This is a genomic window from Nocardia brasiliensis ATCC 700358 (assembly GCF_000250675.2).
GTDB lineage: Bacteria > Actinomycetota > Actinomycetes > Mycobacteriales > Mycobacteriaceae > Nocardia > Nocardia brasiliensis_B.
The window spans coordinates 5,917,795-5,931,744 of record NC_018681.1; the positions used below are offsets into that span (position 1 = coordinate 5,917,795).

Consider the following 13,950-nt stretch of genomic DNA (forward strand, 5'->3'; position numbering starts at 1 on the left):
CTTCCGGCCGAGACGGCGACTAGGTTCTGTCTCGAAGTGGTGAGGCGGGCCATTAGCAGCTGCACCACTTCTCGGGATCTACACCTTTTCTGGGCGGCCAGAAGGGGTGTTGATCCCGAGAAGTGGTGCAGGTGTGCGGCTTTCGCGTGTCGACACGGGGCTAACTGTCGCTTGGTTTGCTTGCGTTCGGGCTTGTTGGCTGGCTGCCGAAGTGTGACTTGCCCAGTTCGGTGTGCCTGCCGCGGGAGTTACAGGGATAGTGCTGAGCACGTCAGGTGGGGTTCCCGGCTTTAGGCGCAGGCCAGGTGCGCAGGGGTGGGGTTCCGGCGTGGTCGTCTGGCTGTGGTGCTGTTTTCGAGAGTTCCTCGACGAGGTAACAGCGGTTTCGGGTGGGTGGGGTTATGGCTCGGCGTGCTTTGCTGGGCGAGTCGCCGGGGTCACAGACCTTCCATACTGTTCACAGCAGCTACAGACCCTGTGAACAGTACGAAAACTCTGTGACCCCCAACCTATCTGTCGCTTGGTCCACACCACCCGGCCCGCTACCCAACCGCCCCTGTCTTTCCCAAGCCGCTCGAGACGCCACCACAGCCAGACGACCACGCCGGAACCCCACCCCGCGCACCTGACCCGCACCTAAAGCCGGGAACCCCACCCGACGTGCTCAGCACTATCCCGGTAACTCCCGCGGCAGGTACACCGAACCAGGCAGGCGCGAATGGGACTTCGGGACAGAGTTTAGGAAACGGCCCGGGGAATGCCGTCGGCTTCGGTGCGCCACAATCGGATTCGCCGACGACGAGGGACGACGGACGCCCCGATAGGCAAGGACCGACCCGACGGTCGCAAAGCCGTTCGCGCACAAAGGATTCGCCTCCGCGGTGCAAAAGCGACCGCTCCCGGTGAGCGACCAGACGCACGCGGAGGCCGGAGCCGCAACCGGCGCGCGGCAGCGGTGTTCTGCCCGGCAGGCGCACCCTTTCTGCCTTGCCACACCCCCTCTGGCACGCCGCAGCGGGTGCGAAGTCGCAGAAAAGGGTGCGTCGCCCTTCGAACGGCTTCGCGGGGCATGGACCGCTGACGCGCAATCCTGCCCAGGATCGGCCGCTTCCGGTGGGTGCACAGGGTGCGCGAAAGGGGTGGTCAACCCAGGGTGCGGATCCAGCGGCGGGTGTCGGCCGGGTCGATGACGTCGTCCAGTTCCAGAGCAGTGGCGGCGGTGAGGGCGCGGCCGCTGGCGTAGGCGAGACCTACGAGGTTGTCGAACGCCTGCTGCCGGGCGGCCGGGTCCTCGATGGCCGCGAGTTCTTTCGCGAACCCCAGGCGGACCGCACCTTCCAGGCCCATGCCGCCGATTTCGCCGGTGGGCCAGGCGATGACGAAACGCGGCGCACGGAAAGAGCCCGCGGCCATGGCTTGTGCGCCCAGGCCGTACCCCTTGCGGAGGATGATCGTGCCCCACGGCACCGACAGGCCCGCCGCGTCGATGAACAGGCGACTGAATTTGGTGACGGTGGCTTCTTTCTCGGCGTCCGGCCCGACCATGAAACCCGGTGTGTCACACAGGGAGACGATCGGTAGCCCGTGCGCGTCGCACAACCGGAGGAAGGCGCTGAGCTTCTCGGCCGCGGGCGCGTCGATGGCCCCGCCGAGATGGTGGCAGTTGTTGGCGATCAGCCCGTAGGGTTGTCCTTCGACACGGATCAGCGCAGTGACGATGCCGACGGCCCAGTCGGCGCGTAGCTCGAGCACGGAGTCCACGTCGGCGACCGCCGCGATCGCGGCCCGGATATCGAAGGCGTGCAGGCGGTTCTCCGGCACCACATGCCGGGCCAGCCGAGGATCGGGCGCGGTCCAATCATCCACCGGCCCTTGGAAATAGGCGAGGTAACGTTGCGCGAGCCGGGCCGCCTCGGCTTCGTCGGCGGCGACGATGTGCACAACACCGTTGCGCCGCTGCACCTCGACCGGGCCGATATCCTCCGGCGCGTACACCCCCAAGCCGCCGCCCTCGATCATCGCGGGACCACCCATCCCGATATTGGCGTCGGGGGTGGCGATGACGACATCACACATGCCGAGCAGCGCGGCATTGCCCGCGAAGCAGCGGCCGGAGACAAGGCCGAGCAACGGCACCCGGCCCGACAGTGCGCCCATGGCGCGGAACGTGGTGACATCGAGGCCGGAGATGCCGCCGTGGTCCGTATCGCCGGGGCGGCCGCCACCGCCCTCGGTGTAGAATACGACCGGAAGTCCTTGGGCGCGTGCGAGTTCGAGCAGCCGATCGGTCTTGGCGTGATTGCGCATCCCCTGTGTGCCCGCCAGCACCGTGTAGTCGTAGGACATGACGACCACCCGGCCACGGTCCGCGCCGAACCGGTCGGCGTTGACAGTGGCGACTCCCCCGATCAGCCCGTCCGCCGGGGTGTTCGCGATCAGATCCTCGGCGGTGCGGCGCAGGCGTTGCGCGGCGACGGCGAGAGCGCCGTATTCGACGAAGCTGTCGTCGTCGACGAGATCGGCGATGTTCTCGCGGGCGGTGCGCCTGCCGAGCCGGTGACGTTTGGCGACGGCCTCGGGACGGGCTTCGTCATGGCCGACGCGGTGCCGGTCATAGACCTCGGCGAGGTCGGGCCGGATCGTGTCGAGGTCGACCACCGTGTCGGCGGCGGCGGGTCCGTCGTGCTCGGCAGGTGTCCAGATCAGCAGCGGCGCATGCGGATCCACCGTCGCGCCGGGCGCTACCAGGTGCCGCCGGACCCGCAGCGCCTGTTCGGCGCGCAGCACATGCTGCATCTTCATCGCCTCCAGCACCGCGACCTCGGCGCCCGCCGCCACGACGGTGCCCGGTTCGACCAGGCTGACCAGGGTGCCGCCCATCGGCGAACGCACCACGGACTCGTCGTCGCCCAGTTCGACGGAGGCGACGGTCGTCGCGGGACTCGATGCCGAATGCGACACGGGCGCATAGCTACTCGCCCGCCCGGCCAACTCGGCCAAGTTCTCTTCGAACCACGAGGTGGACACCGGCACACCGTCGGCGAGCGACTCGAGCACGGCGCGCAGCAGCGCGAGGTTCGTATCGATCCCCCGCACAACGGTTTCCGCCAGCGCGTCCGAACACCGCCGCAGCGCAGCTGGATACGACGCGCCGCGCGCGATCACCTTGGCGAGCAGCGAATCGAACTGCGCCCCTTGCCGCATCCCGGTGTAGGCGGCGGTGTCGACACGCACACCCGAACCCGTCGGCGCCGCGAATTCGGCCACCGTCCCGGTACTCGGGAGCACTTCCCCACCCGCTGTAACAAGCTCCGCATTGACCCTGGCCTGCACCGCGTAGCCGCGGACCGTGCTCGCTCGATCAGCAAAGCCCTTGCCCGGCAACGTGTCCGGCGCACTGTGCCCCGCTTCGCCCTGCCCCGCTTCGCCCCGCGCCACTTCGCCCCGCGCCACTTCGCCCCGCGCCACTTCGCCCCGCGCCACTTCGTCCTGCGCCACTTCGCCTTGCGCCCCGTTCGCCGCATGGAAATAGGTGCTCGACGGCACACTGCCAACAGGCGCGATACTCCGGGTAGCCGCCGGATCGAGGTCGGCCAGCGTCGCCCCCAGCGCCAGGTCCAGTTGGAGTGCGACCAGGTCGATACCGGTGACCTCCTCGGTCACCGTGTGCTCGACCTGTAGCCGCGGGTTGACCTCGAGAAACCACGCTTCCGCATCGCGCACCAGGAATTCGACGGTGATCACGCCGCGGCAGCCCACCGACTCGGCCAACCGGACGGCGTCGCGATGCAGCCGTTCCCGCAGCGCCGCATCGAGATTCGGCGCGGGTGCGATCTCGATCAGTTTCTGGTGCCGCCGCTGCACACTGCAATCGCGGTCGCCGAGCGCGACCGCGTGCACGCCGTCCGCGACCACCTGTACCTCGATATGCCGGGCCGCGGAGATCAGCGCTTCGGCGTACACGGTGTCATCGCCGAATCCGGCCGACGCTTCCGCACGGCACCGCTCGAATGCCTCCTCGAGCAACGCGGCGTCGCGCACCGCGCGCATCCCCCGTCCGCCTCCACCGGCAACGGCCTTCACCATCACCCCGTCCGGATGCGCCGCGAGCAGTGCGGCGATCGCCGCGGCATCGGAGCCCGCCTTGGTCGCGGCAGGCACCGGCACGCCGGCCCGCTCCGCCGCGGCCCGCGCCGCCAGCTTGTCCCCGAAGATCCGCAGCACCTCCGGCGACGGACCCACGAAGATCAACTCCGCCGTGGCACAGGCAGCCGCGAGTTCCGCACTCTCACTGAGGAATCCGTACCCCGGATGCACCAGCGCTCCGGGCCCCGCCTGCCGTGCCGCCGCCACCACCGCGGCCACGTCCAGGTAAGCGCCCGCACCGGTGCCAGGCAACGGCACCACTTCGTCGGCGAGCCGAGCATGCATCGCCCCGGACTCGTCGGTGGTACACACCGCCGTAGTCCCCCACCCCCGCTCCCGAGCCGTCCGCAGTACCCGAACCGCCACCTCACCCCGGTTGACCACCACCAAGCGCATCTCGCCAGTCTCCCCGATCCCATCCCGCCCGCTCGTTCGCGCCTCACCAGGTAGTGCTCAGGTCGCCAACCGTCACTGTCCGGACGCGCCGGGATTCGGATGCCGATCACTGGCGAGGGCGTTGCACGCGTTGCCGATGGGCGGCGAACTCACCGACGACAACTGCTGTCCCGACGATCGTCGCCAGTGCCACGAGAAACCCCTGCCAACGGGGCAACGTGACATCGAGCAATTCACCGAGGAAGAAGAACCAGCCGACCAGCACCGCCCCGATCGCAGGAGTTCTCCGCGACGACCCCATCGATCGCCGGGGCAACCGGTCTAGCAGCAACACCACACCAAGGACCCCCACGGTGACCAGCAGTGCGGATATCAAGTATGCCTGCCAGCGCAGCACGTGAATGTCTGCCATCTCGCCGACACAGAGACCCATCCCGACCGTCGTCCAGAGCGAGACGTCAGCGTAGAAGTCCCGGCGACCAGCCTCGCGGCCTGCACGATGCAGTGCCGCACGGCCGACGTGTTCGAGGCGACGAACAGCGTCGTCGTCCCAAGGTCCCGGGTGCGATCCGGCCGGATGAAAGGGATCAGGCGTACCCGGCGTCTCCACCGGCCGCAATATACGCAACAACGGCGCTGTACCGGGACGAACAACGGGCACAGCACGATTCGCCCTGGCACAGGCTGCGTGTCTCTCGAGGACGGTCGAGTGTGTCCGGCCGCCGGGACCGCAGGTCACTTGCTGCGGGCGCGGATCATCGGCGCAGAACGGCCGCGTCCCCGGACTCCGCTCGGGCGGATCCGGGGACGGGTGGTGGGACTAAGCGGTGCGGCTGGTTTCCAGCGGGCGCACTTCGGCGGTGTGCGGGGAGCGGGTGAAGGTGAGGACGCCGTCGTCCAACGGGGACTTGCGCAGCATTTTGCGGTCCCGGAAGTAGTTGTTGATGACCTGCCAGGGGCCGTGGGTGCCCTGACGGGGCATGACGGCGTCGCCGCGCTGGATGTAGCCAGAGGTGAGCGCGCCGCCCATGACGGAATCGGACGAACGGTCGGATTCCTCGGCGATCGCTTCCACCCGGGTGAAACCGTGGTCGCGCATGTGGTTGAGCGTCCGGCAGAAATATTCGGCGGTGAGATCGGCCTTCAGAGTCCACGAGGCGTTGGTGTAGCCGAGCACCATGATCGCGTTGGGGACGCCGCTTAGCATCGCGCCCTTGTAGACGACGCGGTCCCGGGTGACGACGGGCTCGCCGTCGACCTCGAGGGTCGCCCCGCCGAGCATCTGCACCCGCAGGCCGGTCGCGCTGATCACGATGTCGGCGGGCAGTTCCGCGCCGGACGCGAGCCGGATGCCGTTCTCGGTGAAGGTCTCGATGCGGTCGGTGACGATGGACGCCTTCCCGCTGCGCAGCACCCGGAACAGGTCGCCGTTCGGCACCACACACAGCCGCTGATCCCACGGGTCGTAGGACGGCGTGAAATGCCGCATGTCGATCTTGTTGCCGATCTGGGCCCGCACCGCGGCGAGCAACACCCGGCGCGAGGCCGCGGGATTGGTGCGCGAGAGCTGGAAACTGGCGCGCTGCAAGGCGATATTGCGGGCCCGCCCGATCCGGTAGGCCACCTTCTCCGGCACCTTCGCCAGCTTCATGCCGACCGCGACCGGATCGTTGGCGGGCAGCGTGGTGATGTAGGTCGGCGAGCGCTGCAGCATGGTGACGTGCGCGGCGTCGCCGCTCATCGCGGGGATCAGGGTGATCGCGGTCGCGCCGCTGCCGATCACGACGACCCGCTTGCCGCGATAGTCCAGATCCTCGGGCCAGTGCTGCGGGTGCACGATCTGCCCGCCGAAGTCCGCTTCACCGGGGAACTCGGGACGGTAGCCGTTGTCGTAGTCGTAGTACCCGGTGCAACCGGCGAGGAAGTTGCTGGTGAATGTCTCGACCGCGCCGGTCTGCTCGTCGAGCGCCTCGACCGTCCAGGTCTCGGTTTCGCTGGACCAGCGGGCCGTGGTCACCTTGCGGCCGAAGTGGATGTGCTCGGTGACGCCGTATTCCCGCGCGGTGTCCTCGACGTACTGCCGGATGTGCGGGCCGTCGGCGAGCACCTTGGTGCCGTTCCACGGGCGGAAGCCGTAGCCGAAGGTGTACATGTCCGAATCGGAGCGGATGCCCGGGTATTTGAACAGATCCCAGGTGCCACCGATGGCGGCGCGGCGCTCCAGGATCGCGTAACTGCGTCCGGTCTGCTCGCGCGTCAGGTGGCAGGCCATCCCGATTCCGGAAAGCCCGGCACCGATGATCAGTACGTCGACATGCCGCGTCATTGGGGAACTCGTTTCGTCTGGTCGGTCGCGCTCTGGTCACCTTCGCCCAGAGTTGACGCCAGGTTACGTGTTATCGACAGTTACGTCTAGTCGGGTTGCCGAATAGCTGCTGCCGGACGCCGCCGCAATTAAAACCTGGCTGGTTGCAAACGATGACGCCGCGGCGCCGGGCGCTCAACATGGATGACTGCGGCGCGCCCTGGTGCGCACCGCGGATCCTGTCCCCAACCCGAGGTGTCGCGTGTCATCAATTGTCTTGGAGCCGACACCGATTCGGGTTCGGTCGGCCGCTCGGTGGCGGCCGCGCAAGTCCTGGCTGCGAGTGGTGAGCCCGCTCGTCCTGGTGCTCGCCTGGCAGCTCGCCAGCGCCACCGGCGTGCTACCGGAACGACTGCTCGCCTCGCCGATAACGATCCTGCACACCGCCGGCGAGTTGCTCGGCGAAGGCACCCTGCAGGAAGCGATCGCGGTGTCGCTCGGGCGGGCGGCGACCGGGTTCGCCATCGGTGCGGTCTTCGGCATCGGCCTCGCGATACTGGCCGGGCTGAGCACGATCGGCGAGTACGTGGTCGACCCGCCGATGCAGATGCTGCGCACGGTGCCGTTCTACGGCTTGATTCCGCTGCTCATCCTGTGGTTCGGCATCGGCGAGCTGCCCAAGGTGGTGCTGGTCGCGTTCGGCGCGGCGATTCCGTTGTACCTCAACACTTTCGCCGGTATCCGAGGCGTGGACGGCAAACTGGCCGAGCTCGCCCGGGTGCAGCAGCTCGGCCGCTTCGCGCTGCTCGGGCACATCGTCTTGCCGGGTGCGCTGCCGCAGACCCTGGTCGGCCTGCGGCAGTCGCTCGGCGTCGCGTGGCTGGCGCTGATCGTGGCCGAACAGGTGAACGCCGATGCGGGCCTCGGCTTCCTGATCAACGACGCCCGCGAATTCCTGCGGACCGATGTGATCGTCGTCGGCCTGCTGGTGTACTGCGTGCTCGGTCTGCTGACCGACGCGCTGGTCCGATTGATCGAGCGGAAGGCGCTGGCATGGCGACGCGGGTTTCTGGGGCAGTGATCACCGACGAACGGGTCGTCGCGCCCGAAACATCAAGCCTGGAAACCACTTCCGCGACCGATACGACGCCCGTCGCCCAGGTCCGCGGCCTCGTCCGGGAATTCGACGGGCGACGCGTGCTCGACGGCCTCGATCTCGCTATCGCGCCGGGTGAATTCGTCGCGCTGCTCGGCCGCAGCGGATCGGGCAAGTCCACCCTGCTGCGCGCCCTCGCGGGTCTCGACCAGGGGGTGCAGGGCGAATTGCGTACGCGGGGCACGATCGCCGTCGCCTTCCAGGAACCGCGCCTGGTCCCGTGGAAGCGCGTGCTGGCCAATGTGTATCTCGGTCTGCGCCAACCGGATCCGAAACGGGCGGCGCGGGCCGCCCTGGCCGAGGTCGGCCTGGCCGAGCGGGCGCAGGCCTGGCCGCTCACCCTTTCCGGCGGCGAGGCGCAACGCGTCAGCCTGGCGCGCGCCCTGGTGCGCGAGCCGGAGTTGCTGCTGCTCGATGAACCGTTCAGCGCCCTGGACGCGCTCACCCGGATCACCATCCACCGGCTCGTCATCGATCTGTGGCAGCGCCGCAAGCCCGGCGTCCTGCTGGTCACCCACGACGTCGAGGAGGCGCTGCGGCTGGCCGACCGGGTGCTGGTGCTCGGCGACGGCCGGATCGCCCACGAGTCCCGCATCGAGCTGCCGCGTCCGCGCCGCAGCGAACACCCGCACCTGCTCGCCCTGCGCAACACCTTGCTCGCCGAACTCGGCGTGGCACCGGAAGGAACCGAATGAAAGCCAGAAGGCTGCTGCTCGCAACGACTCTCGCACTGGTCGTGGCGGTCGGCACCGCCTGCGGGACCGACAAGGCCGACGATGCGGCGCTGCGCCCGGACGGTTCGGTGGACCTGGCCAAGGTGACACTGCACCTCGGCGACCAGAAGGGCACCGGGCTGCAGGCGCTGCTCACCGCCGCGGGCGAGCTGGACCAGACGCCGTACCAGATCGAGTGGTCGCAGTACCAGGCCGGGCCGCCGATGCTGGAGGCGATCAATTCCGGCGCAGTCGATTTCGGCGGCGTCGGCAACTCGCCGCCGGTGTTCGCGGCGGCCGCCAAGTCGGCGATCAAGATCGTCAGCGCGTATCAGTCGGGCAAGGACGGTCAGGGCATCGTCGTGCCCAAGGATTCCCCGCTGCGCACGCCGGAAGACCTGCGCGGCAAGAAGATCGCCGTCACCAAGGGCAGCTCGGCGCACCATCACCTGCTCACCGTGCTGAACAAGGCGGGGATCAAGTGGGATCAGATCGAGCCGCAGTACCTGCAGCCGCCGGACGCGCTCGCCGCGCTGTCCACCGGCCGGGTCGACGCCTGGGCGATCTGGGATCCCTACACGGCGCAGGCCGAACAGCAGTCGAACGCGCGAATCCTGGTGGACGGCAACGGATACATCCCCGGCGACGCCTTCTACGTGGCCGGCGTCAAGGCGCTGGACCGCAAGGGGACCGCCGCCGCGCTGCGTGATCTGCTCGGCCGCATCGGCCGCGCGCACACGTGGGTGAACGAGCACCCCGAGCAGTGGGCGAAAACCTACGCCGAACTGACCGGCCTGCCTTATGACGTGATCCTCACCGTGGTCAAACGCGGGCGCTATCTCGACCATCAGCTGGACGCACCCACCATCGCGGCCGAGCAGAACGTGGCCGACGCCTTCGCCGAGGCGGGGCTCATCCCCCGCAAGGTCACCATCGCCGACTACATCGACACCCGTTTCAACGACCTGTTCCCCGCTGCCTGAGGAGTTGGCTCCCATGACTTTGTCGTTCCACTGGTTCCTGCCCACCTACGGTGATTCCCGCGGCCTGGTCGCGGGCGGGCACGGCACCTTCATGTCCGGCGACCGTCCGGCGACGCTGCGCTACCTGAATCAGATCGGCGCGGCCGCCGAGCACAACGGATTCGAGGCGGTGCTCACCCCGACCGGCGCCTGGTGCGAGGACGCCTGGCTCACCACGGCGATGATGGTCGACACCACCGAGACGCTGAAGTTCCTGGTCGCGTTCCGGCCCGGCCTGGTCAGTCCCACGCTGGCCGCGCAGATGGCGGGCACCTTCCAACGGCACTCGCAGGGCAGGCTGCTGCTGAACGTGGTGACCGGCGGCGAACCACACGAGCAGCAGGCCTACGGCGACTTCCTGGACAAGGAACAGCGGTACGCGCGCACCGGCGAATTCCTGCACGTGGTCCGCGAGCTGTGGACCTCGCCGGAACCGATCTCGTTCGACGGTGCACACGTGCGGGTCCGCGACGCACTGCTGAGCAACCGGCCCGATCCGATCCCGCCGGTGTTCTTCGGCGGGTCCTCCGCGCCCGCCGGGCCGGTCGCGGCCCGCTACGCCGACACCTATCTCACCTGGGGCGAACCGCTGCTCGCGGTCAGCAGGAAACTGGAATGGATCCGCCGCCTCGCCGTCGACGCGGGCCGGGTGCTCGACTACGGCCTGCGCATCCACGTGATCAGCCGCGACACGTCCGAAGAGGCCTGGGCCGAAGCGGATCGGCTGCTGCAGGGCATCGACCCGGCCGATATCGAACGCGTACAGGCCAGCCTGGCGCGCAGCGAGTCGGAGGGACAGCGGCGAATGTCCGAATTGCACGGCGGCAGCACCGACCGGCTCGAGATCGCGCCCAACCTGTGGGCCGGTGTCGGGCTGGTGCGCGGCGGCGCGGGCACCGCGCTGGTCGGCTCGCACGCCGAGGTGGCCGAGCGCCTGATCGAGTACTCGAAGCTGGGCATCGGTCACTTCATCCTGTCGGGCTATCCGCATCTGGAAGAGGCGTACTGGTTCGGCGAAGGGGTGCTGCCCATCCTGGAGCGCAAGGGATTGTGGCGGCATCCGTCGCGTCCGGCGGCCCCGCGCGCCGCCACGCCGTTCGCGGCCTCGTCGAGCAGCTGACCTGACAAAGTCGCAGGCAAAACGAGGTGCACGAGATCGGCTGGGGATCCCCAGTTAACGATCACTGACTGACTTCGATGAGAATGTCCTTCGGTCCGGCGCACCGGCGGGACCGTTGGACGAGCTCATAAGGGAGTCATGACCACCGCACCCGCTCAGCGCTGGCGCCGCCGCGTCCCCGACACCGCGACCACCGACGGAGCGCCGAAGCTGGCGCGCAGGCTCGGGCGCATCGACCTCACGGCGATGGGCGTCGGCACCATCGTGGGTGCGGGCATCTTCGTGATCACCGGCGTCGCCGCCGCGGAGAAGGCCGGGCCGTCCATCGTGCTGTCGTTCGTGCTGGCCGGCACGGTCTGTGTGCTCGTCGCGCTCTGCTACAGCGAGCTCGCCGCGATGGTGCCGGTGTCCGGCAGCGCCTACACCTACACCTATGCCACGCTCGGCGAAGGTCCGGCGTTCCTGGTCGGCTGGAACCTGCTGCTCGAATTCGTCATCGCCGGTGCGGCCGTCGCGATCGGCTGGTCGGGCACGACGGTGTCGGCACTGGATTCGATGTTCGGCATCACCGTCCCGCACGCCATCGCGGCGGGCCCGGGCGAGGGCGGGATCGTGAACCTGCCCGCGGTGCTGATCATCGGCGTGATCGTCGCGGTGCTGGTCGGCGAGGTGTCGCTGACCGCGAAGATCACCAAAGCGCTGGTCGGGGTGACCATCGGGGTGCTCGTGCTGGTGGTCGCGGTCGGTGCGCCGCATATCGACGTGCAGAACTGGACTCCGTTCGCGCCCTTCGGTTTCAGCGGCATCATCGGCGGCGCGGCAATCGCCTTCTTCGCGTTCCTCGGCTTCGACGTAGTCGCCGCCTCGGCCGAGGAGGCACGCAATCCGCGCCGCGACGTCCCGTTCGCGATCATCGGCACAGTGCTCATCGCCACGCTGCTGTACGCGCTGGTGAGCGCCGTGCTCACCGGTATCGCGCCGTTCGCCACGCTGAACAACGGCGCGCCGATCGCGACCGCGTTCAGCGGGTTGCACATCGGCTGGATCGGCAACGTCATCGTGATCGCGTCGGTCATCGCGCTCACCAAGGGCTTGCTGCTGATCGTGTACGCGCAGGTGCGGCTGAGCTTCGCGATGTGCCGAGATCGGTTGCTGCCCTTCGGACTCGCCCAGACCGGCAAGCGTTCGACCCCCGTCCGGCTCACCCTGATCCTCGGCGTGTTCTGTGCCGCGATCGCCGGACTGCTGCCCATCGATATCGTGGTCGAGCTGGTGAACATCGGCGCGCTGTCGGCGTTCGCCGTGGTGTGCATAGGCGTGCTGGTGCTGCGGCGGGCCGAACCCGACCGGGAGCGGCCGTTCCGCACGCCGCTCGTCCCGTTCGTGCCGATCCTCGCGTTGATCGGCTGCGTGCTGCTCGCGACCACACTGGACGGGTTGACCTGGGTGCGGTTCGCGGTGTGGGTGCTCATCGGCATCGCCGTCTACCTCGGTTACAGCCGCAAACGCTCCACCCTCGCCTGACCGGCTCGGGAAATATCACATATCCCCTGGAATCCATTGCGTCGCATGCGCGTTTTCGGCAGGCTCACAGATGCCGATCGGTGCCGGTGAGGCCCAGACGAAGGGACGACTGACGATGTCGGACGACGAGAAGCAGATCCGGGTCTTGATCGAGCGGTGGGCCGCGGCCGTGCACGCCGGCGACCTGGACACCGTCCTCGCCGATCACGCACCCGACATCGTCATGTTCGACGTCCCGCCGCCGGACGAAGGGCTGCGCGGTATCGACGCCTACCGCGCGGCCTGGCCCGGCTTCTTCGAATGGCAGGCCCAGGGCGCGACCTTCGAGATCGTCTCCCTCGACATCACCGCGGGCGCCGACGTCGCCTTCGCGCACGCCCTGCTCCTGTGCGGCACCCCGGAGGAATTCGCCGAGAACCCCGCCCGCCGCCTCCGCCTGACGCTGGGTCTGCGTAAAGAGAACGACCGCTGGACCGTCACCCACGAACACCACTCGTTCCCTGACAGCACCCTGCCCCCGGTCTGAAAGTGGTTGGGGGCGGACGGTCCTCGCCCCCGCGTGCCCTGACCCACGGTGGACCAAGCGACAGATAGGCGGGGACTCACAGAGCGTTCATACGGCTCACAGGGCATACAGTCCCTGTGAACCGTATGGATCGTCTGTGAGTGTTGCGACGGGACGGCCAGTTCAGGGGGCGGCGAAAAACAGGGTGGGGCCGAGGGCGTCTCGGGACGAGACGGCGAAGCCCGTGGGGGTGTCGCGGGTGGGCACGGTCGCGGCATCGATGACGGCGCGGGCGCGGTCCGTGTCATCGACTGTGATGGTGAGGGCCGCGAGGTAGGACGCGGCCGGGGCCGGTTCGCCGGGCAGGAGATCCGCGGCGGCGGTGGCGCGGACGAATTCCAGTCGGGCGGCAGGCAGTTCCAGGACGGTGCGATGATCCAGGTGCTGTGGGCGCACCTCGACGATGCGGCGGTACCGGTCGACGACCGCGTCGAACTCTGCGTCGGCGACCACGATGAGGACGGCCGTGATGTCGCGCGCTCCGTTCGGGTGCGTGAGATACCTGGGTTGCAGCACGTATTCGCGGGTGAGGTGCTGGGCGATGCCGAGCAGCGCCTCCGGAGTGGTCCGGGGATCGATGTGCACCGCGCGGGCACGCAAAGTGCGGATACCGTCGGCGGTGTCGACGCCGCGTTCGAGCTCCAGCACGCCGGAAGCGGCCAGACCGGCGTCAGTCAGCCGCCGTTGCGCACCGTAGGCGTCGTCGGTCCCCAGGTTCAGGATGCGCAGCCCTTCGTACTGGTCTGCCATGGCTCGCGCATGCCACGGGTCGGGCGCGGTCTCGGACACGATCCCGAGCAATTCGAGATAGGAATTGCCGAACAGCGCGCACTGATTGGCGGTGCTGCTTTCAACCAGTGGCGCACCCGGACCCGCGCTGAGCAGATGCCGGGAGCGTGGACTCAACGTGAACCCGAGTGCGGTGTAGCGGTCGACGAGTCCGTCGAGGTCGCGGGTCAGGATGCCGGTGTGGTGGATGACGTCGATAGTGCTCACGCCGACG

General features: G+C 68.5%; 10 protein-coding genes. 6 read left to right on the forward strand and 4 right to left on the reverse strand.

Annotation, left to right across the window (positions count from 1 at the left end):
* Positions 1–1,143: 1,143 nt before the first annotated feature.
* The 3 genes from O3I_RS26055 to O3I_RS26065 all read right to left on the reverse strand — a co-directional run bounded on the left by O3I_RS26055 (position 1,144) and on the right by O3I_RS26065 (position 6,868).
* Positions 1,144–4,542, reverse strand: coding sequence for an acetyl-CoA carboxylase family protein (locus O3I_RS26055; protein ID WP_041562879.1), 3,399 nt, complete (start codon positions 4,540–4,542; stop codon positions 1,144–1,146).
* Between the two features lie 106 nt (positions 4,543–4,648).
* Positions 4,649–5,152 carry a hypothetical protein gene (locus O3I_RS45030; RefSeq protein WP_141692012.1) on the reverse strand — a complete coding sequence of 168 codons (504 nt, stop codon included), beginning with the start codon at positions 5,150–5,152 and terminating at the stop codon, positions 4,649–4,651.
* 210 nt (positions 5,153–5,362) lie between these two features.
* Positions 5,363–6,868 (reverse strand): flavin-containing monooxygenase, encoded by a 1,506-nt coding sequence (locus tag O3I_RS26065; protein WP_014985990.1) that lies wholly within the window; start codon positions 6,866–6,868, stop codon positions 5,363–5,365.
* A 322-nt stretch (positions 6,869–7,190) separates the two neighbouring features.
* On the opposite strand from O3I_RS26065, the gene O3I_RS26070 reads away from it, so the two are divergent.
* The 6 genes from O3I_RS26070 (at position 7,191) to O3I_RS26095 (ending at position 12,908) form a co-directional block, all read left to right on the forward strand.
* Positions 7,191–7,928, forward strand: coding sequence for an ABC transporter permease (locus tag O3I_RS26070; protein ID WP_014985991.1), 738 nt, complete (start codon positions 7,191–7,193; stop codon positions 7,926–7,928).
* Positions 7,901–8,698: an ABC transporter ATP-binding protein gene (locus O3I_RS26075; protein ID WP_081594141.1), complete on the forward strand. Its 798-nt coding sequence runs from the start codon at positions 7,901–7,903 to the stop codon at positions 8,696–8,698. The genes O3I_RS26070 and O3I_RS26075 overlap by 28 nt, the downstream gene beginning before the upstream one ends.
* A complete protein-coding gene (locus O3I_RS26080) occupies positions 8,695–9,699 on the forward strand; it encodes an ABC transporter substrate-binding protein (protein WP_014985993.1) in 1,005 nt (334 codons plus the stop codon). Before O3I_RS26075 ends, O3I_RS26080 begins: the two co-directional genes overlap by 4 nt.
* A gap of 13 nt (positions 9,700–9,712) precedes the next feature.
* Positions 9,713–10,858 carry an LLM class flavin-dependent oxidoreductase gene (locus tag O3I_RS26085; protein ID WP_014985994.1) on the forward strand — a complete coding sequence of 382 codons (1,146 nt, stop codon included), beginning with the start codon at positions 9,713–9,715 and terminating at the stop codon, positions 10,856–10,858.
* Between the two features lie 138 nt (positions 10,859–10,996).
* Entirely contained in the window at positions 10,997–12,382 is a 1,386-nt protein-coding gene (locus tag O3I_RS26090; RefSeq protein ID WP_014985995.1) for an APC family permease, read from the forward strand.
* A gap of 115 nt (positions 12,383–12,497) precedes the next feature.
* Positions 12,498–12,908, forward strand: a complete 411-nt coding sequence (locus O3I_RS26095) for a YybH family protein (RefSeq protein ID WP_041564385.1) — start codon at positions 12,498–12,500, stop codon at positions 12,906–12,908.
* 162 nt (positions 12,909–13,070) lie between these two features.
* On the opposite strand, the gene O3I_RS26100 is transcribed toward O3I_RS26095, so the two are convergent.
* A complete protein-coding gene (locus tag O3I_RS26100; RefSeq protein WP_202804878.1) occupies positions 13,071–13,943 on the reverse strand; it encodes a VOC family protein in 873 nt (290 codons plus the stop codon).
* Positions 13,944–13,950: the final 7 nt, after the last annotated feature.

What these genes read in the sequence shown, in the direction of transcription:
- O3I_RS26090 (WP_014985995.1), top strand. Translation starts at nt 10,997, where the DNA reads ATGACCACCGCACCCGCTCAGCGCTGGCGCCGCCGCGTCCCCGACACC.
- O3I_RS26080 (WP_014985993.1), top strand. Translation starts at nt 8,695, where the DNA reads ATGAAAGCCAGAAGGCTGCTGCTCGCAACGACTCTCGCACTGGTCGTG.
- O3I_RS26095 (WP_041564385.1), top strand. Translation starts at nt 12,498, where the DNA reads ATGTCGGACGACGAGAAGCAGATCCGGGTCTTGATCGAGCGGTGGGCC.
- O3I_RS26065 (WP_014985990.1), bottom strand. Translation starts at nt 6,868, where the DNA reads ATGACGCGGCATGTCGACGTACTGATCATCGGTGCCGGGCTTTCCGGA.
- O3I_RS26075 (WP_081594141.1), top strand. Translation starts at nt 7,901, where the DNA reads ATGGCGACGCGGGTTTCTGGGGCAGTGATCACCGACGAACGGGTCGTC.
- O3I_RS26085 (WP_014985994.1), top strand. Translation starts at nt 9,713, where the DNA reads ATGACTTTGTCGTTCCACTGGTTCCTGCCCACCTACGGTGATTCCCGC.
- O3I_RS26055 (WP_041562879.1), bottom strand. Translation starts at nt 4,542, where the DNA reads ATGCGCTTGGTGGTGGTCAACCGGGGTGAGGTGGCGGTTCGGGTACTG.